This window comes from Alcanivorax sp. (assembly GCF_019431375.1).
GTDB classification, from domain to species: Bacteria; Pseudomonadota; Gammaproteobacteria; order Pseudomonadales; family Alcanivoracaceae; genus Alcanivorax; species Alcanivorax jadensis_A.
Genome location: NZ_CP080267.1, coordinates 3,915,480 through 3,933,115 on the forward strand (window position 1 = coordinate 3,915,480; position 17,636 = coordinate 3,933,115).

Genomic DNA, 17,636 nt, shown 5'->3' on the forward strand with positions numbered 1-17,636 from the left:
AGCGAAGATTCCAGAGGGCACCGGGGCTGATAGAATCCTTCGCCTTGCAAGCAAGGCTCCAACGGGGCGGTCAAATGCTCCGACGTCTCAGAATTCTTCTTCTGATAGCGCCTTCATGGTTTGCAGTCGGCCAGTCAGCTTGCTGTAAAGGGCAAAATCATTCTCGGCATCACGCAGGGCGTATTGCATCTGTTGCATGGCCTGCTGGTCTCTGCCACGCAGGAACTGGCTCTCAGCTCGTGCATGCAGGGCTCGGACCTTGTCGCCGCTATTGCCATAGGCGTCGGCAGCCAGATCCCAGATATAGGGGTTGTTGGGACGCTGGCTGAGCAAAGGCTTGAGTACCGGAAGCGCCTTGGCCGGTTGTTCACTTCGCAACAATGCCTTGCTCATCAGAATGGACGCGGGGTAATTGTCCGGAGACAGATCCAGTACTCGCTCAGCCTGGCTGATGGCTCGAGCATAATCCCCTTCGTCCAGTGCCACCTCCACCAGCCCTAGCCGGAACCACAGCTGGTCCGGGTGTTCCTCGGCCAGCGCTTGCATGATTTTTCTGGCCTGGTCAAAGCGGTCGGCACGCAGATAACTCAGTGCCAGCCCGTAACGGGCTGCCTGCAAGGCCAGGGCATTACGTTCGTTGCTGTATCGCTGGAAGTGGTCGATGGCGTGATTGTCGCCCTGAATAAAGGCAGCTTGGAGTCGGGCCTGCACCAGAAGAAAATGTAATGAGGAATTCATTCGTGGTGAGGGCAGGGAACGTGCCCGGGAGCGGCTGTCGGCGATACGACTTTCGGTCACCGGGTGAGTGAGCAGAAATTCGGGAGGGTCGCCGGCAAAGCGCTGGTTATTGTGCATACGCTCAAAGAACCGTGGCATGGCATCCGGGTCCATACCGGCGGCGGCCAGAGTCTGCATGCCCACCCGGTCCGCTTCCCGTTCGTTCTGGCGGGAATAGGCCAGTTGCGCCTGGATGGCTCCGGCCTGGGTGGCGGCGATGCCGGCCATACCCGCTTCGCCATCGCCGGCAATGGCCACCGCCAGACTGGCGAGCATGGCGGCCAGTACCGCGGTATTCATCTTCTTGGAATCCAGGTAACGGCGGGCGAAATGCCGCTGGCTCACGTGGGCAATTTCGTGGGCCACCACGCCGCCTACTTCGTCTTCGTCGCGGGCATTGAGGAACAGCCCGGCGTTAAGACCGATCACCCCGCCGGGTACCGCAAAGGCGTTAATCTGGCGGCTGTTGATGACCACGATTTCCAGATTGGGCTCTTTCAGATCGCTGTAGGAGGCAAGGCGGTAGACCAGGCTTTCCACATACTCCTGTACCAGCGGATCGGACATGATTGAGGTCTGCCCACGCAGGCCGCGCAGCCAGCTCCTGCCCAGCCGGTATTCCTGGTCGGCGGACATAAGCGCGGCAGTAGGGTCACCGAGAACCGGCAAGTCGTCGTTGGCGCTGGTGGCTGCCAGGGTGCAACAACTCATCAATAAGAGCGTGCGTAGCAAAAACTTCAAGTAGGTGCTCCCGTGATTATTTGTGCTGGCCGACACAGGCCGGCCCTTATTCCATAGCCGGGTTGTGACTATAATGCCGGTAGACTAGAGACGAATGAAGCGCCCGTATGAGCGATCAGCCTATCGACCTGCAGATTGATGCCTCCAGCCTGCAATGTCCCATGCCATTGCTGAAGACCCGGCAGGCGCTGAGGCATCTGAAACCGGGGCAACTACTGGAGGTCATCGCCACCGACGCCGCTTCCGCCGACGACATTCCTGCCTATTTGAGACAATCCTGCCACGAGCTGGTTCGCATGGACGAAAATAAGGGCCACTATGCCTTTGTGATTCGCCGCGGCGAACAGGAGAGCTGATGTTACGTATCCTCAAGAACTGGTCCGAAAAGTACTTCTCCGACGAGGAGGCGGTGTATCTGCTGGTGGTATTGCTGGCCGCCGGACTGGTGATCCTGTTTTTCGGTGGCATGCTGGCGCCGGTGCTGGCCGCCATTGTGATTGCCTACCTGATGCAGGGACTGGTGGCCGGGCTGGAGCGCAAGGGCATGCGGCGTCTGCTGGCAGTAAACCTGGTGTTCACCCTGTTCCTGGGTTTGCTGATCGCCACCCTGGTGGTATTGCTGCCCATGGTCTGGCGCCAGACCTTGCTACTGGTGCAGGACCAGTTACCCCATTTGCTCAAGAACGGAGAAAGCTGGCTGAGGCAGTTGCCGGAACATTACCCGGAAGTGATCTCCATGGAGCAGGTCAATTCCATCGTTGCGGTAATCCAGCGACAGGTGGCAGAAGCCGGTCAGGGGGTGCTGACACTGTCGCTGGCGTCCATCCCCAACCTGGTGGAGGTAATGGTCTTTCTGGTGTTGTTGCCGTTGCTGGTGTTCTTTTTCCTCAAGGATAGGGAAGCGATTACCAGCTGGATGATGCGCTTCTTGCCACGGCGTCGCCGGATTCTTGATCATGTCTGGCATGAAATGGATGACCAGATTGCCAACTATGTGCGCGGCAAGGCCATCGAGATATTGTTGGTGGGCAGCGTCACCTTCATCGCGTTCCTGTTGCTGGGCATGCACTACACCGTACTGTTGGCGGTGCTGGTGGGGCTGTCCGTGGTGGTGCCCTACATCGGTGCTACCGTGGTGACACTGCCGGTGGCTGTAGCTGCCTATGTACAGTTTGGCTGGAGTGGGGACTTTGCTCTGGTGATGGTGATTTACGGTGTCATCCAGTTTATTGATGGCAATATTCTGGTGCCGCTATTGTTCTCCGAGGCGGTGAACCTGCACCCGGTGGCGATCATTACTGCCATCCTGCTGTTCGGTGGCCTGTGGGGCCTGTGGGGTGTCTTCTTTGCCATTCCCCTGGCGACCCTGATCAAGGCGGTGATCAATGCCTGGCCCAGGCAAGCGGATTACCCTGATGCGGAGGGGAAGGAGCAGGTGGCCCCATGACCGGATTAGATCAGGGGCGCCTTTGCGCCCCTTTTTTAGGGGTTTCCTAGATACCCAGTTCGTCCAGCTCCGCCAGCAGATCTTCGTGATGGCTCTTGGTTTTGAACTTGTCCATCACCTTTGCCAACTTGCCGTCCTTGCCGACAATAAAGGTAGTGCGGATGAGTCCCATGAACTCCTTGCCCATGAACTTTTTCATGCCCCAGCAACCGTATTTTTCTGCGATGGCGTGATCCTCGTCGGATAGCAGGGTGAAGTTCAGGTCATGCTTGTCGATAAACTTGGGCAGGCGTGCCACCGGGTCCGGGCTGATGCCGAAAACGATCACGCCACGTTTTTCCAGCTCGGCTTTGGTATCGCGAATGCCACAGGCCTGGGTGGTACAACCCGGGGTGAGTGCCTTGGGGTAGAAGAAAATTACCACCGGGTTCTTGCCCTTGAAGGATTTCAATTCAACCAGGTTGCCGTCCTGATCGGGTAGTTTGAAGTTGGGGGCCAGATTACCAATTTTGGGATGTGCCATATCGGGTCCGCTTCTCTTTCATGGTGTGGATGGTTTTGCCGTATGAGTGAAACGCTCAGTGGTTCCCTAGCGTTTCGGGGTCATGGTGGCGTCCAGATTGCGTGCTTCGCAGAAATCCAGGAAGGCGTCACGCAATTCGGCCACCGATTGTTCTGCGTTCATGCTCAGTACCAGGTGAAGGCTGAACATGCGGGTGCCGGTATGGGGCGCGGCATAGGTACCGGTGTGCAGGTCATCGATGTTGATGCTGCGTCGGGAAAAGAAATTGGCGATTTCGTGGACGATGCCCGGATTGTCCATGGCCACCACTTCCACCTCGTAGGGCAGGGCGCGGGCCTGCAGGTCGCGGGGACGGGTACGCTTGAGGGTGATCAGCAGGTCCAGTTCGCTGGCCAGATTGTCCCGGTCCGCTTCCAGCTGATCCAGGGTGGCGTCACTGCCGGACACCAGCATCAGCACGGCAAACTCGCCACCCAGCACGGTCATGCGAGAGTCGAGGATATTGCCATTGTGTTCCAGTACTGCCCGGGACAGGGATTCCACAATGCCCGGGCGGTCTGAACCCAGGGCCGAGATAACGATGAGTTGTTCCATGATGCGCTCCGCAGGCATTGCCGTATTGTTTGGTGAGAGTTTAGAGGTTGCAGGTTTTTTCTGCACGGGTGCAGAGGCCCGGCATCTGGCGTCCAGCGTTTTCGAGGTTTACCATAGCGCCCTTCACCCGACGACAGGGTCCGGTGCACCGGAATAATCGCGATTGCGCCCCATTGGCGCAAAACAGGAGACAGGCATGATCCGTGGCAGCATTGTAGCGCTGGTAACCCCCATGCGCTCAGACGGAGCAGTGGACTGGGAGCGCTTGCGCGCCCTGGTGGACTGGCATGTGGAGCAGGGCACCCACGCCATCGTGGCGGTGGGCACCACGGGCGAATCCGCCACCCTGGGTTTTGAAGAGCACGACAGTGTGATCCGTGAGGTGGTGGCCGTGGCCAAGGGCCGTATCCCGGTGATCGCCGGTACCGGCGCCAACAACACTGAAGAAGCCATCCGCCTGACCCGTGACGCCAAGCGTGACGGCGCCGATGCCTGCCTGTTGGTAACGCCTTACTACAACAAACCGCCCCAGGAGGGCCTCTACCAGCATTATCTGGCGGTGGCCCGGGCGGTGGATATTCCGCAAATTCTCTACAATGTGCCCGGCCGTACCGCCTGTGATCTGTTGCCGGAAACCGTGGAGCGGCTGAGCAAGGTGCCCAACATCATCGGCATCAAGGAAGCTACCGGCAATCTGGAGCGGGCCCGGGAAATCCGTGAGCGTTGCGGCGATGATTTCATGCTCTATTCCGGCGATGACGCTACCGCCATGGATTTCATCCTGGCCGGTGGCCACGGTGATATCTCGGTAACTGCCAACGTGGCGCCAGCCAAGATGGCCGCCATGTGCGAAGCCGCCCTGGCGGGTGACGCGGATCAGGCCCGAGCACTGAATGCGGAACTTGAGCCCCTTCATCGTGATCTGTTTATTGAAGCCAATCCGATCCCGGTGAAATGGGCACTGTATGAAATGGGCCTGATTGACCTTGGTATCCGCCTGCCGCTGGTGCCGCTGTCAGAAGCGGCTCAGCCGCGGTTGCGTGAGACCATGCGCCAATGCGGCCTGCTGGAGGTTAAATGAAGAAAGCGGCGTTAATGCTCGCCCTGGTGGTATCCGCAGCATCCGGTTGTAGCTGGTTACCGGACAGCAGCCTGAATTACCGCAATGCGCAAGTGCTGGAGCCTATTCAGGTCCCGGAAGATGGCGTATTCATCGGCGAGCAGCCGCTTTATTCTGTGCCCCGCCAGGAAGAACGCCTGGTGGGCCGTGGTGAAGACGAAAAACGCTTTACCGTGCCCAAGCCGCCACAGCTGGTGGTGCTGGGCAGTGCTGACGATGAGGAGTCACAGCAGCCGGCTCCCAAGGATGCGTCTTCCAAAGCGATACTGGCCCGTGATGGCAACGGTTACCCGATTATCATGATGTCTACCCGCTTTGCCTGGGCCTGGGAATACGTGGGAGAGGCTCTGGCTAACACGGATCTGAAGATAAGCGATCGGGACCGTGAAGTGGGCATTTATTACCTGAAAGTCCCTGCGCGCTATACCCTTGGTGCCAAGACCGCCCAGCTGAAACTGAGCCATACCACCAATGGTATCCAGGTGGCAGTGTTGAATGAGGAAGGCTCCGCGCTGGTGGAAAAGACCCCGGGGCAGGCTATTCTCGAACGCATTTTTGAAGAACTGAATTAAGTCTATGAAGCTGGCATCCCTGGGCAGTGGCAGCAAGGGCAACGCCACCCTGGTGGAAGCGGACGATACCCTGGTGTTGATCGACTGCGGGTTTACCGTCAAGGAAACCGAGCAGCGCTTGGCCCGGTTGGGGCTGGCAGCGGATCAGCTGAGCGCCATTCTGGTGACCCATGAGCACGGCGATCATATCCGCAGTGCCGGGGCGCTGGCCCGCAAGACCGGTTGCCCAGTGTATAGCTCCTTCGGCACCGCCAGCGCTGTGCAAGGCAAGCGCACCAGCCTGAGCGGCGCCAACTGGCAGGAAGTGCGGCCCGGGCGCACTTTTGCTATTGGGGCGTTGCAGATTCTGCCGGTACTGGTGCCCCATGATGCGCGGGAGCCGTGCCAGTACCGCTTTAGCTGGCAGGGCCGGACACTGGGTGTGCTCACCGACCTGGGAGCGATTACTCCCCATGTGGTTGAGGCCTACCAGGATTGCGATGCGCTGGTGCTGGAATGCAACCATGATGCGCAGATGCTGGTCCATGGCCCCTATCCGCCGTCGTTGAAACGCCGCGTGGGTGGTATGTTGGGGCATCTGAGCAATGATCAGGCGGCGGCGCTGCTGCGCCAGGCCAATGTGGACCGCCTGCAGCATCTGGTGTTGTCGCACCTGAGTGAACAGAACAACACGTCCCGGCATGCACTGGATGCCGTTGAGCGGGTGGTGACCCGTGGGCGAGAACGAATTGGCGTTGCCAGCCAGACGGAAGGGTTTGGCTGGCTGCAAGTACATTAATACTGACCCGAGTAAAGGCCTTTCCATGGAAAAACGCGACGAGTTGTACGCCGGCAAAGCCAAGTCTGTGTACACCACTGATGACGCGGACAAACTGATCATGCTGTTCCGCGATGACACCTCGGCCTTTGATGGCAAGAAAAAAGAGGCGCTGGCGCGTAAGGGAGCGGTGAACAACCAGTTCAATGCCGCCATCATGGAAAAGCTCAAGGCAGCGGGGATCCCCTGCCATTTCGAGAAGATGCTGTCGCCAGTGGAGTCGCTGGTGAAGAAGCTGGACATGATTCCGGTGGAGTGTGTGGTGCGCAACATTGCCGCCGGTTCCATCTGCCGTCGCCTGGGTGTGGAAGAAGGGCTGGAGCTGAATCCGCCGACCTTCGAATTCTTTCTTAAGAACGATGATCTGGGTGATCCCATGGTCAACGATTACCACATCCGCAGCTTTGGCTGGGCCACCGACGAGCAGGTGGCGCAAATGAAGACCCTGACCTTCCAGGTCAATGAGGTGCTCAAACAGCTGTTCCTGGATGGCGGCATGCTGTTGGTGGATTACAAACTGGAATTCGGCGTGTTTAATGGTGAGGTACTGCTGGGCGATGAATTCAGCCCGGACGGCTGCCGGCTGTGGGACAAGGACACCCGCGAGAAACTGGACAAGGACCGTTTCCGCCAGGGCCTGGGTGGCGTGGTGGAAGCCTATGAAGAAGTGGGACGTCGACTGGGGATGCAGTTTCAATACTGATTCACGTCGTCTCGGTACAAGAGAATAACACTCTCAAGAATAATAAGGAGTAACTATGAAATCCGTAATGCGTCTGGCGGTGGTGGGCCTGTTGACTGCCACCCTGAGTGGCTGTTTTCTGACCAAGCTGGCAACAACCCCGATGCGACTGGTCGGTGCTGCCGGCTCCGTGGTGGGTGCGGTACTGTCTATTATTCCGGTGGCCGGCAATGCCGCCGATGAAGCGCTAGAAAAAGTAGATGGCGCCATCGATACCACCGCCGACAGTATCGACAAGATTCCGCTGTAACAGAGCCCCCTGGCTCCGCTGACGCTTGGCCGGGGGTTCTCCATGCTTGTAATCCGCGGAGGGGTTGTGAAAAATACAGGCTCCCCGGCCCGCTTGCGGCCTGACCAGGCGTGAAAAGCCCTGGCTGAATAACAACAATAACCGGAGTTCGCCATGCATCGCTGGCTACTGTCCTTCCTTATGCTCATGCCTTTGCCGGCTGTGGCAGACGATCTGCTTATCGGTCTTGGCTATCTCAATGGTCTGGCCGGGTTGAACCTGGAGTGGGCCACCGAGCACAACAGCTTTTACGCCATGCCTGCCCTGTACCTGGATTCCGGTGGCCTGGACACTGATGAGCCCCGCTGGGTGGCTGGTTGGCGCCATAAAATGGAGCGCGGCCTGATGTCCGAGAATGGCTTCTACACCGGCCTGATGGCGGGAGATTTGGGCGGCGAACGTCACTATGAGCGTCTTGGTGTCGGCGTGGAACTCGGTCACCAATGGGTGAAGCCCTATTCTCGCTGGACCGTCAGTGCGGCGGTGGGGGCCATCGAAGCGCTGGACTGCGACGAGTACAAAGCGGCGTTTCGCTGCGATAGCGAAGAAGAGCGGGACAATAACGACCTGGATGTGGAGCCGGTAGTTGTGCTGGGCATCAGCTTCAGTCTGCGCCGCTGATCTTCATACCCATCCTTTCCCTTTCTCTGTGCAAGTGGCTGTGCCGGCTGAATAAAGTCGGCATTGGACGCTTGCATTTTGCTGTTTGCCCCGATTGAGAGCAGAAGTTTTGCACAGCGTTTAACCGTTTTTCATGCCTTGTGTGAATGTTCTTGGCTAACTTGTTGATTTGCGGTAAATGATTTTAAGTTGTTGTTTTATAAGGTTTTAATAAAACGGCCATTTTTTCATCATTCTGGGGGAAGGGCAGAGAACATCAGCGCTGGCGGCGGTTCCTGACAGTCTATGCACAAAGTTATCCACAGATGCTGTGAGTAACTTTTTGTGGTCAAAATAGTGGCAGCAAACGGGTTTGCCGGGACATTTGTCGCGTATCCACATTACAGCGCATGCAGCGCACAGTAATTCGTGGGTATCAGCGTCGCAGCATGGGCAATGGCCGCCAGGGTTGGCTGAGCAGTTGCTGGCCACTGAGCTTGAGCAGCAGGCGGTGGAAACCGGCGTTGGGGAAGGCCCGTTTTATCAGCCGGACCCGGGCCATGGGGAGGCCGAAACGCATGACGCCCAGGCTCACATCGATCCAGTCGGCGCGTCGGAACACCTCCACCAGATTGTTCCGGTCGTCGTGATAGCGGCTGATCTTGTGGTGGTTCAGGATCATGGCGCGAACCAGGGCACGGTGATGGCCCAGTTGCTGTTCTTCCAGGTAGTGTTCTGCCAGACGGGCGGAGGGCTGCAGGTAGTCAAACGTGCCAGCCAGCCAGATGCCGGCATCGTGGAAGAAGGCGGCAATCTCCAGCGCTTCCCGTTCCTGATCATCCAGTGATCTTTGTGCGGCTACCAGATTGATGAGCCGGTAGACGTGGTTACGGTAGGGGGTCTGTTGCTTGCCAAAGCGCTCCGCATAGTAATCAAAAAGTGCATCCACGCGGGGTAATTGTGTAATCAGGTCTGGGGACATCCTGTGTACCTGGTGATTCTTTATCGTCGTGCCCTAACAACACCAGGGCACCTTTTCTTTTCATACTGGCCAGTAATGGCTGTGAAATCCAGAGTGCCCGGCTAAAACTGAGAGCATGGACACATCCGAGGGCCTCTGAAGATCGCCCGATGGCTGGCCATTGTAGGCAATTAGTTGTCAGCTATTGGTCGTTCGTCAACCTTGTACTATAGTCGGACAAGAATTTCGGGATTGTTCAACAAGCATAGCAGTGTAGCGCCTGTATGGAAGCCAAACGGCTTGCCGGCAGGTGCGGCGAAGGTTGTTGAGTGCTGACCAGATCCCTTCAAGGAGTGCCTGTGAGCTTCAAAGCCAAAGAAAGCCTTTCCGAACAGATAGCCCAGCACCTGGCCAAGCAGATCATCCATGGTGACATGCTGGCCGGCGATCGCATTCAGGAGCTGCGTGTCGCTGGCGAACTGGATGTGAGTCGTGGCTCCGTGCGCGAGGCACTGCTGATCCTGCAGCGCCGCCAGCTGATCGATATCCTGCCGCGCCGGGGCGCGGTGGTGAAGGAAATGTCTGAAGCCCATGTACGCAGCCTCTACGAGGTGATGCAGGTGTTGCTTGGGCTGGTGATTCGCAAGGCCATCAAGGTGGTGCGCGAAGAGGATCTGGATGCCTTTATCGAGCTGGTTCATGGTCTGCAAGTGGCAGCGGAAGAGCGCGATCTGGATACTTTCTTTGTACTCAGCTTCCAGTTCCTTGAGCACGCCTATCCGTTTGCCCGCAATGTGTTTGTGGAAGATATCCTCATCAATATGCAGCCGGCCATGCAGCGGGCCTACTTCATGGCTCTGCACCTGGAAGCCGACGAAGTGAAGGAATGCCTGTCGTTCTTCAAGGCGCTGGTGGAAACCATCTTCCGGCGTGATGTTCGCTCGGCCCTGGAAATCATTCGCGAGTTTGCCGAGCACCAGTCTGAACTGGTGGAGGAATCCATCACCCGTGCCCGGCAGATCGAAACGGCCTGGGGGTCGCGTCGGCGCAAATAAATTGCCCCTTGCCCTGCGCGGCCAAGCTGCATAGAATTGCCACCCTCTTCAGGCACGTCGCTCTTTTGGAGCATCACCCTGGGGATCGCCATAGAACCGTAGCTCAGTTGGTTAGAGCGCCGCCTTGACATGGCGGAGGTCGGCGGTTCGAATCCGCCCGGTTCTACCAAGATTCAGAGAAAAGGGTTTGTCGCAGTGATGTGGCAGACCCTTTTTTCGTTTTGGCCCCTTTTCCGCGCCGCCCGGTAGAATACCGACACTCTGGAGCCGACGAGAGCGTTGGGATGCCTGACATTGATTATCTCGGGGCTGCCCGCCCGACCCTGATTCTTTACTTGCCACATCGGCCGAACGGTCTTGCCCGGTTACAGCAACGCCCTGACGCTACTGAACTGGTGGCGGCTAATTCCAACCACTGGCGCAAGATCGTGAACCTGCTCGCCAAGGTGGCCAGCCCGGTGGCGGAGGACTGGCGGCATTTTCGGGATGAATGTCTGTTCCAGAACTCCGCACTCTGTTTTGTGCCGGCACTGTCCGACGAGGAATGCTGGCACTGGATTGGCGGCAGGGACAATCTGCAGCGTTTTGCCGGCTTGCAGCACAATGCCTGTTCGCTGGCCGGTGCTCCTGGGGTTTCCGTGGACACGGAGCGCCGCTTGCTACTAACCCCTTACCCGGACTATCGCCAGCTCAGCAACGCGTTGCTGGAAAAGGTGCGTCTTTGTCTTGAGGAGCAGGGCTTCTATGGCGGGGTTTGCCCATGACGCTGCCGTATTTTCTTGGCTGCCCGCAGTGGCAGCACCCCGCCTGGAATGGTCGTCTGCCTGCCGGCGAGAGTTCTCTGGAACGCTATAGTCGGGTCTTCAATAGTGTCGAGGGCAATACCTCCTTCTACGCCACCCCGTCACGCAAGCAATGTGAACAATGGCGGGCCCAGGTGCCTGAGGATTTCCGGTTTCTGTTCAAGTTTCCCCGGCAGATCACTCATGACTGTCTGCTGCAGGGGGTTGGTGGGCAGGCGCGGGCATTTCTGGATGTGCTGGCTCCGCTGGCAGATGTGCTCGGGCCATTCTTGCTACAGCTTCCCGCAGCCTTTGGGCCGGAGCGACTGGAGGACTTGTGGCGATTTGTGGAGGCGCTGCCGGCACCGTTCGATTGCACGGTGGAAGTGCGTCACCGGGATTTCTTCGCCAAGGGCGAGTCGGAAAGGGCGCTAAATCGCGGCCTGCGCGAGCGTAATCTGGCCCGTGTCTGTTTTGATAGCCGGGCCTTGTTTGCCGCGAGTGCGCAGGATGAGGCGACACAAGATGCTCAGCGCAAGAAGCCCCGGTTGCCGGTGCATGTGCTGCCGGTCAAGGCGGCGCCGGTGGTCCGTTATGTGGGGCATCCGGATCTGCAGGCCAACCGGGCGTTTCTTGCGCCCTGGGTGGAACGGGTGGCGAACTGGATAGCGGCGGGGGAGCGTCCTTACCTGTTTATTCACATGCCCGACAATGGCGATGCGCTGGCGCTGACGGCATTGTGGCATGGCATGCTGGCGGAGCGTTTGCCGGGGCTGGCGCCGTTGGCGTTGGCGCGGCAGGTGAAGCAGCCAGGCTTGTTCTGAGACAAAGTCGCGAGTTGCGAGTTTCGAGGAGTAAACCGTGACAGGGTTTCGCTACTCGTTACGCACCTCTCGTGACTGTCTTTTAATTCAGCGCGATCAGGGTGCCGTCACGGCGACGGCTGTTTTCCGCCCATACCAGCAGGTCGTAGTAGCGGCGGATGTGACGCACGTAGATCACTGCCTGGCCGCCGCGGGCATTGCCGTAGCGCAGCTGGCCGGCGTAGGCCGGGTTGGCCAGCATCGGCAGGCGCTGTTTCACATCCTGCCAGTTGTCCGGGTTGCCACCCTGATTCTGGGTCAGCACACGGGCGTCTTCCAGGTGACCAAAGCCCACGTTGTAGGCGGCCAGGGCCATCCAGGTGCGGCTAGGCTCCGGAATGCGCGCCGGGATGCGTTCGTGGGTATGGCGCAGGTAGTCGGCGCCGGCCAGGATGCTCTGGGCCGGGTCGGTGCGATCACTGATACCCATCTGGCGCGCGGTGTCGTTGGTGAGCATCATCAGGCCCTTCACCCCGGTGGGGGAGATGGCGCCGGGATCCCACAGGGATTCCTGGTAGGCCAGGGCGGCCAGCAGGCGCCAGTCGAAACCGCTGTTGTCTTCCGCCTGACGGAACAGCTCCTCGTAGCGGGGCAAACGTTCTTCCAGATGGCGCATGAAGCTGCGCGCCGCATACAGGTTGAACTGTTCCACATGACCGTAGAAACGGTCTTCCAGCTTGGCCGTGGTGCCATTGGCCTTGGCCTGGGTCAGGTAGCGCTGGGCGGCCAGGTACAGGCTCTGGTCATCCTTGGGACTGAATGCCCAGGCCAGCGGCATATCGGTGGCGGCGGTGTAGTCGGCAATCAGCTCCGGCCACAGGGCGCGCTGTAGGGTGTAGCTGTTGGAGTGAATCAGGGTGTAATCCACCTGGCCGTCTTCCACCAGGGCCAGCAGCTGTTCCGGACTGGCGTCTTCCACTTCCTGGAATTCCAGGCCCGGATTTTCCAGTTGTGCCTTTACCAGCAGTTCCGCATGGCTGGACCCGGCGGACACGGCAACTTGCTTGCCGGCCAGGTCGGCAAGGTCACGGATACGCGGGGTGTCCAGACGGCGCACCACCAGGGAATCCACTTTCTGATAGTCGGTGGTGAAGTGCAGGCTCTCGCTGCGCTCCGCAGTGGCCACCAGGCCGGCCGCAGCCATGTCAGCGGTGCCTTTGCGAATGGCGTAACGGATATAGGAGGGGTCGTCGGATTCCAGCATGCGCAGCTCTACGCCCAGGCTGTCGGCAAAGCCCTTGGCCAGTTCGTATTCCATGCCGGTGTAACCGTGCTGGTCCCGGTAATAGGTAGTGTTGGACGGACGGGTCATGACCACCAGCTCACCGCGGGTCATTACCCGTTCGATGGAGGTAGGGGCGGGACGCATGGCGAGCATCATGCCAATAACGCTGAACAGGGCCAGCGAGGCCAGGAGATGCTTAGTATGTCGAAAGAAAACCGTCATCCTTGGTGTACCTCTGTCAGGTTATCCAGACAGGTCGATACTGCTTACCGCCGACCGGTTAGGGATTGTTCCATCCCCTGCCTGTGATCTATATCACGTAAAAGTGGCGCAACTCTATCAGTGGCAAATGGCTGTTATGTAAAGCTTTGTCGAACAATTGAGCGTTTTATGCACAAATGCGACAAGTCCGGAAAAGAGCATTAAATTGCTTATAGGACGGGTGGCGTAGGCGATTACCCCATGGCGTAGGACAGGGCTGACAAGGGTGAAATTGGCTGTTTCAGGAGGCTGCGAGCGGCGGGCAAATCCCGTATCATTGCGGCCCTGAATTTAAAGCACCACCTCTACCCCCACTGGTAATCATATAAGGCGCACTATGCTGATCCTCTCCGGAAGCCCGGCCCTGTCCGCATTTCGTAAGGAAAAACTGCTGGAGTCCCTGACGGGTATTTCTGCGATCTCTGCCCGTTATGTGCATTTTGTGGCGATCAAGTCGCCCCTCAGCAATGAGCAGCAACAGGTGCTGGAAGGGCTGTTGCAGTACGGCCCCAGCCTGGAAGAGGACGACGTGGACGGGCAGCGCTTTGTGGTGGTGCCGCGCCCGGGCACCATTTCGCCCTGGTCGTCCAAGGCCACGGACATTTGCCATAACGCCGGCCTTACCCAGGTGGAGCGGGTAGAGCGGGGCATCGAATACCGGCTGGCCGGCGAGGCTGCCTGTGAAGAAAGCCGGTCCGCCTTGGCGCCGGCCCTGCACGATCGCATGGTGGAAGTGGTGCTGGCGGAGCTGGAAGAGGCCGAGGCCCTGTTCTCACATCACTCCCCCCGCGAGCTGACTACGGTGGATGTGATCGGTGGTGGTCGTGAAGCGCTGGAAACGGCGAACAGCGAGCTCGGCCTGGCCCTGGCCGAGGATGAAATCGACTACCTGGTGGAGCGTTTCACGGCGCTGGGCCGTAACCCCTCCGATGCGGAACTGATGATGTTCGCCCAGGCCAACTCGGAGCACTGCCGCCACAAGATCTTCAACGCGGACTGGACCATCGACGGCGAAGACCAGGATCTGAGCCTGTTCGGCATGATCCGCAACACCTATAACCATGCCCCGGAAGGCGTGTTGAGTGCCTACAAGGACAACGCTTCAGTCGTGGCCGGGCCGGTGGCGGATCGCTTCTTCCCGGCACCAGGCAGTGCCGAGTACCAGTTCGTCAACGAGCCGGTGCATCTGCTGATGAAGGTGGAAACCCACAACCACCCCACCGCCATCGCGCCCCACCCGGGCGCGGCCACTGGGTCTGGCGGTGAGATTCGTGACGAGGGCGCCACCGGCCGTGGTTCCAAACCCAAGGCGGGCCTGAACGGCTTCTCCGTGTCCAACCTGAATATCCCCGGTTTCGAGCAGCCCTGGGAAACGCCCTATGGCAAGCCCGGGCGCATTGCCTCGGCGCTGGACATCATGATCGAAGGCCCCATCGGTGCTGCTGCCTTCAATAACGAATTCGGTCGCCCCAACCTGTGTGGTTACTTCCGCACCCTGGAAATCCAGGCGCCGGGCGTGAATGGCGACGAAGTGCGTGGTTACCACAAGCCGATCATGATCGCCGGTGGCCTGGGCAATATCCGAGACGGCCATGTGGAAAAGAACCCGATTCCCGCCGGCGCCAAGATCATCGTGCTGGGTGGCCCGGCCATGCTCATCGGCCTGGGCGGCGGCGCAGCCAGCTCCATGGCCTCCGGTGAGTCCGACGAAACCCTGGATTTTGCCTCCGTGCAGCGGGACAACCCGGAAATCGAGCGCCGGGTGCAGGAAGTCATCGATCGCTGCTGGGCGGAAGGCGACAACAACCCCATCGTTTCCATCCATGATGTGGGCGCCGGCGGCCTGTCCAACGCCCTGCCGGAACTGGTGCACGACCATGACATGGGCGCGAAACTGGAACTGCGTGAAATCCCCAGCTCCGAGCCCGGCATGAGCCCGGTGGAGATCTGGTGTAACGAAGCCCAGGAGCGTTACGTGCTGGCAGTGATGCCGGAGGATATCGAGCGCTTCGATGCCATCTGTCAGCGCGAGCGCACGCCCTACGCGGTGCTGGGTGAAGCCACCAGTGAAGAGCATCTGACGGTCAGCGACGAACACTTCGGCAAGGCGCCAGTGGATCTGCCCATGGACCTGCTGTTCGGCAAGCCGCCGAAAATGCAGCGCAGCTTTGACCGGGAAGATTTCCTGCGCCAGACCTTCACCACCGACGGCATCGACCTGAAAGAAGCCGGCGAGCGTGTGCTGCGCCTGCCCACGGTGGCGTCGAAAAGCTTCCTGATCACCATCGGCGATCGATCCATCACCGGTCTGGTTCATCGCGACCAGATGGTGGGTCCCTGGCAGGTGCCGGTGGCCGACTGTGCGGTGACCGCCACCGGTTTCAACCCCAATCAGGACAATGTAAGCACGGGCGAAGCCATGGCCATGGGGGAACGCACCCCGGTAGCCCTGGTGGACGCAGCGGCTTCCGGTCGCATGGCCGTGGCCGAATCCATCACCAACATTGCCAGCGCCCATATCGGTGACCTGGGCCAGATTCGTCTGTCCGCCAACTGGATGGCCGCCGCCGGTCACCCGGGCGAGGACCAGGCCCTGTTCGATACCGTGAAAACGGTGGGCATGGAATTGTGCCCGCAGCTGGGCATCGCCATTCCGGTGGGCAAGGATTCCCTGTCCATGCGCACCGTGTGGAACGAAAAGGGCATCGACAAGAGCGTTACCGCGCCCCTGTCCCTGGTGATCTCCGCGTTTTCCGGTGTTACCGACATTGATCTGACCGTGACCCCGGAACTGAAAACCGGGGTCGACAGTGAACTGCTGCTGGTGGATCTGGGCCGTGGCCAGAACCGCCTGGCGGGCTCCGCCCTGGCCCAGGTGTTCGGCAAGGTGGGCGATGTGCCGCCGGACCTGGATGATGCCAAGGATCTGATCGCCTTCTTCGAGGTCACCCAGCAGCTGCTGGCCGAGCGCAAACTGCTGGCCTACCACGACCGTTCCGACGGCGGCCTGTTTACTACCCTGGTGGAAATGGCCTTTGCCGGTCGCACCGGCCTGGATATCACCCTGGATCATATCGCCGGTGATAACCCGGAAGCGGTGGCGGCATTGTTTGCCGAAGAACTGGGCGCGGTGCTGCAGATCAGCCCGGCCCACCGGCAGGAGATCCTGGCCCGTTACGCTGAAGCCGGTCTCAGCCAGTGCGTTCACCACCTGGGTCAGCCGGACGGCGACGATGTGATTCGCCTGCGTCTGGGTGGTGGCATCCTGCTGGAAACCCCGCGCCGGGAATTGCAGCGCATCTGGGCGGAAACCAGCTACCAGATCCAGTCCCTGCGTGATAACCCGGATTGCGCCCGTCAGGAATTCGAGGCCATCCCGGACAACAATAATCCGGGCCTGAATGTGCGCCTGACCTTTGACATGACCGAGAACCCGGCGGCGCCTTACATTAACAGTGGCGCCAAGCCGAAGATGGCGATCCTGCGCGAGCAGGGCGTCAACGGCCAGACCGAAATGGCAGCGGCGTTCGACCGAGTTGGCTTCTCCGCCATCGACGTGCACATGAGCGACCTGTTGGCCGGGCGGGTACAACTGGATGACTTCAAGGGCCTGGTGGCCTGTGGCGGTTTCTCCTACGGGGATGTGCTGGGAGCCGGCGGTGGCTGGGCCAAGACCGTGCTCTACAACCCGGAACTGCGCGAAGCCTTCAATCGTTTCTTCTTCCGCGAAGATACCTTTGCGCTTGGCGTGTGTAACGGCTGTCAGATGCTGTCCCACCTGAAGGACCTGATCCCCGGTGCCGAGCACTGGCCGCGCTTTGTGCGCAACCTGTCCGAGCAGTTCGAGGCGCGCACTTCCCTGGTGGAAATCCAGGATTCCCCGTCCATCCTGCTCAAGGACATGGCCGGTACCCGCATTCCCATTGCGGTCGCCCATGGCGAAGGCCGTGTAGAGCTGGGTGATGACGCCCTGAATCGCAACATCGAGCAGCGTCTGGTGGCACTGCGCTATGTGGATGGCCAGGGCAACCCGGCGGAACAGTATCCGGCGAACCCCAACGGTTCGCCCCAGGGCGTTACCGGTTTCACCACTACCGACGGGCGCGTCACCATCATGATGCCGCACCCGGAGCGGGTGTTCCGTGTGCTGCAGAACAGCTGGATTCCGGACGACTGGCGCGGCCACGAAAACGGCCCCTGGCTGCGGATGTTTGCCAATGCACGGAAGTGGGTGGGGTAAAGGCAGTTAACAGTTAATAGTGAACAG

17 protein-coding genes and 1 tRNA gene are annotated in these 17,636 nt (G+C 59.5%); 13 read left to right on the forward strand and 5 right to left on the reverse strand.

Translation table 11 applies throughout. The features are described from left to right. Positions 1 to 87 precede the first annotated feature (87 nt). Positions 88 to 1,518, reverse strand: coding sequence for a M48 family metalloprotease (locus KZ772_RS18290; RefSeq protein WP_290537836.1), 1,431 nt, complete (start codon positions 1,516 to 1,518; stop codon positions 88 to 90). Positions 1,519 to 1,625: 107 nt separating this feature from the next. On the opposite strand from KZ772_RS18290, the gene KZ772_RS18295 reads away from it, so the two are divergent. Next, entirely contained in the window at positions 1,626 to 1,874 is a 249-nt protein-coding gene (locus KZ772_RS18295; protein WP_290508847.1) for a sulfurtransferase TusA family protein, read from the forward strand. Continuing rightward, positions 1,874 to 2,965: an AI-2E family transporter gene (locus tag KZ772_RS18300; protein WP_290537837.1), complete on the forward strand. Its 1,092-nt coding sequence runs from the start codon at positions 1,874 to 1,876 to the stop codon at positions 2,963 to 2,965. The genes KZ772_RS18295 and KZ772_RS18300 overlap by 1 nt, the downstream gene beginning before the upstream one ends. A 46-nt stretch (positions 2,966 to 3,011) precedes the next feature. On the opposite strand, the gene bcp is transcribed toward KZ772_RS18300, so the two are convergent. Together bcp and KZ772_RS18310 are read right to left on the reverse strand one after the other, a co-directional pair. Beyond that, entirely contained in the window at positions 3,012 to 3,488 is a 477-nt protein-coding gene (gene bcp / locus KZ772_RS18305) for a thioredoxin-dependent thiol peroxidase (protein WP_290537838.1), read from the reverse strand. A gap of 66 nt (positions 3,489 to 3,554) precedes the next feature. After that, positions 3,555 to 4,082, reverse strand: coding sequence for an ACT domain-containing protein (locus KZ772_RS18310; protein WP_290537839.1), 528 nt, complete (start codon positions 4,080 to 4,082; stop codon positions 3,555 to 3,557). 196 nt (positions 4,083 to 4,278) lie between these two features. Here KZ772_RS18310 and dapA point away from each other — a divergent pair, with 196 nt between their 5' ends. The 6 genes from dapA (at position 4,279) to KZ772_RS18340 (ending at position 8,243) form a co-directional block, all read left to right on the forward strand. Beyond that, complete coding sequence (gene dapA / locus KZ772_RS18315; RefSeq protein ID WP_290537840.1) at positions 4,279 to 5,163, forward strand: 4-hydroxy-tetrahydrodipicolinate synthase; 885 nt, start codon at positions 4,279 to 4,281, stop codon at positions 5,161 to 5,163. Next, positions 5,160 to 5,774 carry an outer membrane protein assembly factor BamC gene (gene bamC, locus KZ772_RS18320; protein WP_290537841.1) on the forward strand — a complete coding sequence of 205 codons (615 nt, stop codon included), beginning with the start codon at positions 5,160 to 5,162 and terminating at the stop codon, positions 5,772 to 5,774. Before dapA ends, bamC begins: the two co-directional genes overlap by 4 nt. Positions 5,775 to 5,778: 4 nt before the next feature. After that, on the forward strand, positions 5,779 to 6,552 hold the full coding sequence (locus KZ772_RS18325) for an MBL fold metallo-hydrolase (protein ID WP_290537842.1): 774 nt from the start codon (positions 5,779 to 5,781) through the stop codon (positions 6,550 to 6,552). Between the two features lie 25 nt (positions 6,553 to 6,577). Beyond that, positions 6,578 to 7,294 (forward strand): phosphoribosylaminoimidazolesuccinocarboxamide synthase, encoded by a 717-nt coding sequence (purC, locus tag KZ772_RS18330; RefSeq protein WP_290537843.1) that lies wholly within the window; start codon positions 6,578 to 6,580, stop codon positions 7,292 to 7,294. 55 nt (positions 7,295 to 7,349) lie between these two features. Then, on the forward strand, positions 7,350 to 7,583 hold the full coding sequence (locus KZ772_RS18335) for a DUF6726 family protein (protein ID WP_290537844.1): 234 nt from the start codon (positions 7,350 to 7,352) through the stop codon (positions 7,581 to 7,583). A gap of 153 nt (positions 7,584 to 7,736) precedes the next feature. Further along, positions 7,737 to 8,243: a hypothetical protein gene (locus KZ772_RS18340; protein ID WP_290537845.1), complete on the forward strand. Its 507-nt coding sequence runs from the start codon at positions 7,737 to 7,739 to the stop codon at positions 8,241 to 8,243. A gap of 415 nt (positions 8,244 to 8,658) precedes the next feature. On the opposite strand, the gene KZ772_RS18345 is transcribed toward KZ772_RS18340, so the two are convergent. Then, positions 8,659 to 9,204: a hypothetical protein gene (locus KZ772_RS18345; RefSeq protein ID WP_290537846.1), complete on the reverse strand. Its 546-nt coding sequence runs from the start codon at positions 9,202 to 9,204 to the stop codon at positions 8,659 to 8,661. 338 nt (positions 9,205 to 9,542) lie between these two features. Between KZ772_RS18345 and KZ772_RS18350 the strand changes: the two genes are divergently transcribed. From KZ772_RS18350 to KZ772_RS18365, 4 genes are all read left to right on the forward strand, one after another. Further along, entirely contained in the window at positions 9,543 to 10,238 is a 696-nt protein-coding gene (locus KZ772_RS18350; RefSeq protein ID WP_290537847.1) for a GntR family transcriptional regulator, read from the forward strand. A gap of 92 nt (positions 10,239 to 10,330) precedes the next feature. Further along, positions 10,331 to 10,407, forward strand: a tRNA-Val gene (locus KZ772_RS18355). Between the two features lie 115 nt (positions 10,408 to 10,522). Continuing rightward, positions 10,523 to 11,002, forward strand: coding sequence for a hypothetical protein (locus KZ772_RS18360; protein ID WP_290537848.1), 480 nt, complete (start codon positions 10,523 to 10,525; stop codon positions 11,000 to 11,002). Beyond that, the gene (locus KZ772_RS18365; protein WP_290537849.1) at positions 10,999 to 11,844 is read left to right on the forward strand and encodes a DUF72 domain-containing protein; all 846 of its coding nucleotides are present in this window, start codon (positions 10,999 to 11,001) and stop codon (positions 11,842 to 11,844) included. Before KZ772_RS18360 ends, KZ772_RS18365 begins: the two co-directional genes overlap by 4 nt. A gap of 82 nt (positions 11,845 to 11,926) precedes the next feature. On the opposite strand, the gene mltF is transcribed toward KZ772_RS18365, so the two are convergent. Further along, positions 11,927 to 13,330 (reverse strand): membrane-bound lytic murein transglycosylase MltF, encoded by a 1,404-nt coding sequence (mltF, locus tag KZ772_RS18370; RefSeq protein WP_290537850.1) that lies wholly within the window; start codon positions 13,328 to 13,330, stop codon positions 11,927 to 11,929. A 376-nt stretch (positions 13,331 to 13,706) separates the two neighbouring features. On the opposite strand from mltF, the gene purL reads away from it, so the two are divergent. Then, the gene (gene purL / locus KZ772_RS18375; RefSeq protein ID WP_290537851.1) at positions 13,707 to 17,609 is read left to right on the forward strand and encodes a phosphoribosylformylglycinamidine synthase; all 3,903 of its coding nucleotides are present in this window, start codon (positions 13,707 to 13,709) and stop codon (positions 17,607 to 17,609) included. Positions 17,610 to 17,636 lie beyond the last annotated feature (27 nt).

Bases quoted from the DNA above. Each gene is read 5' to 3' on its own strand.
- KZ772_RS18365 (WP_290537849.1), top strand. From the start codon at position 10,999: ATGACGCTGCCGTATTTTCTTGGCTGCCCGCAGTGGCAGCACCCCGCC.
- KZ772_RS18325 (WP_290537842.1), top strand. From the start codon at position 5,779: ATGAAGCTGGCATCCCTGGGCAGTGGCAGCAAGGGCAACGCCACCCTG.
- KZ772_RS18340 (WP_290537845.1), top strand. From the start codon at position 7,737: ATGCATCGCTGGCTACTGTCCTTCCTTATGCTCATGCCTTTGCCGGCT.
- bamC (WP_290537841.1), top strand. From the start codon at position 5,160: ATGAAGAAAGCGGCGTTAATGCTCGCCCTGGTGGTATCCGCAGCATCC.
- purC (WP_290537843.1), top strand. From the start codon at position 6,578: ATGGAAAAACGCGACGAGTTGTACGCCGGCAAAGCCAAGTCTGTGTAC.
- bcp (WP_290537838.1), bottom strand. From the start codon at position 3,488: ATGGCACATCCCAAAATTGGTAATCTGGCCCCCAACTTCAAACTACCC.
- KZ772_RS18345 (WP_290537846.1), bottom strand. From the start codon at position 9,204: ATGTCCCCAGACCTGATTACACAATTACCCCGCGTGGATGCACTTTTT.
- mltF (WP_290537850.1), bottom strand. From the start codon at position 13,330: ATGACGGTTTTCTTTCGACATACTAAGCATCTCCTGGCCTCGCTGGCC.
- KZ772_RS18335 (WP_290537844.1), top strand. From the start codon at position 7,350: ATGAAATCCGTAATGCGTCTGGCGGTGGTGGGCCTGTTGACTGCCACC.
- dapA (WP_290537840.1), top strand. From the start codon at position 4,279: ATGATCCGTGGCAGCATTGTAGCGCTGGTAACCCCCATGCGCTCAGAC.
- KZ772_RS18300 (WP_290537837.1), top strand. From the start codon at position 1,874: ATGTTACGTATCCTCAAGAACTGGTCCGAAAAGTACTTCTCCGACGAG.
- KZ772_RS18360 (WP_290537848.1), top strand. From the start codon at position 10,523: ATGCCTGACATTGATTATCTCGGGGCTGCCCGCCCGACCCTGATTCTT.
- KZ772_RS18310 (WP_290537839.1), bottom strand. From the start codon at position 4,082: ATGGAACAACTCATCGTTATCTCGGCCCTGGGTTCAGACCGCCCGGGC.
- purL (WP_290537851.1), top strand. From the start codon at position 13,707: ATGCTGATCCTCTCCGGAAGCCCGGCCCTGTCCGCATTTCGTAAGGAA.
- KZ772_RS18295 (WP_290508847.1), top strand. From the start codon at position 1,626: ATGAGCGATCAGCCTATCGACCTGCAGATTGATGCCTCCAGCCTGCAA.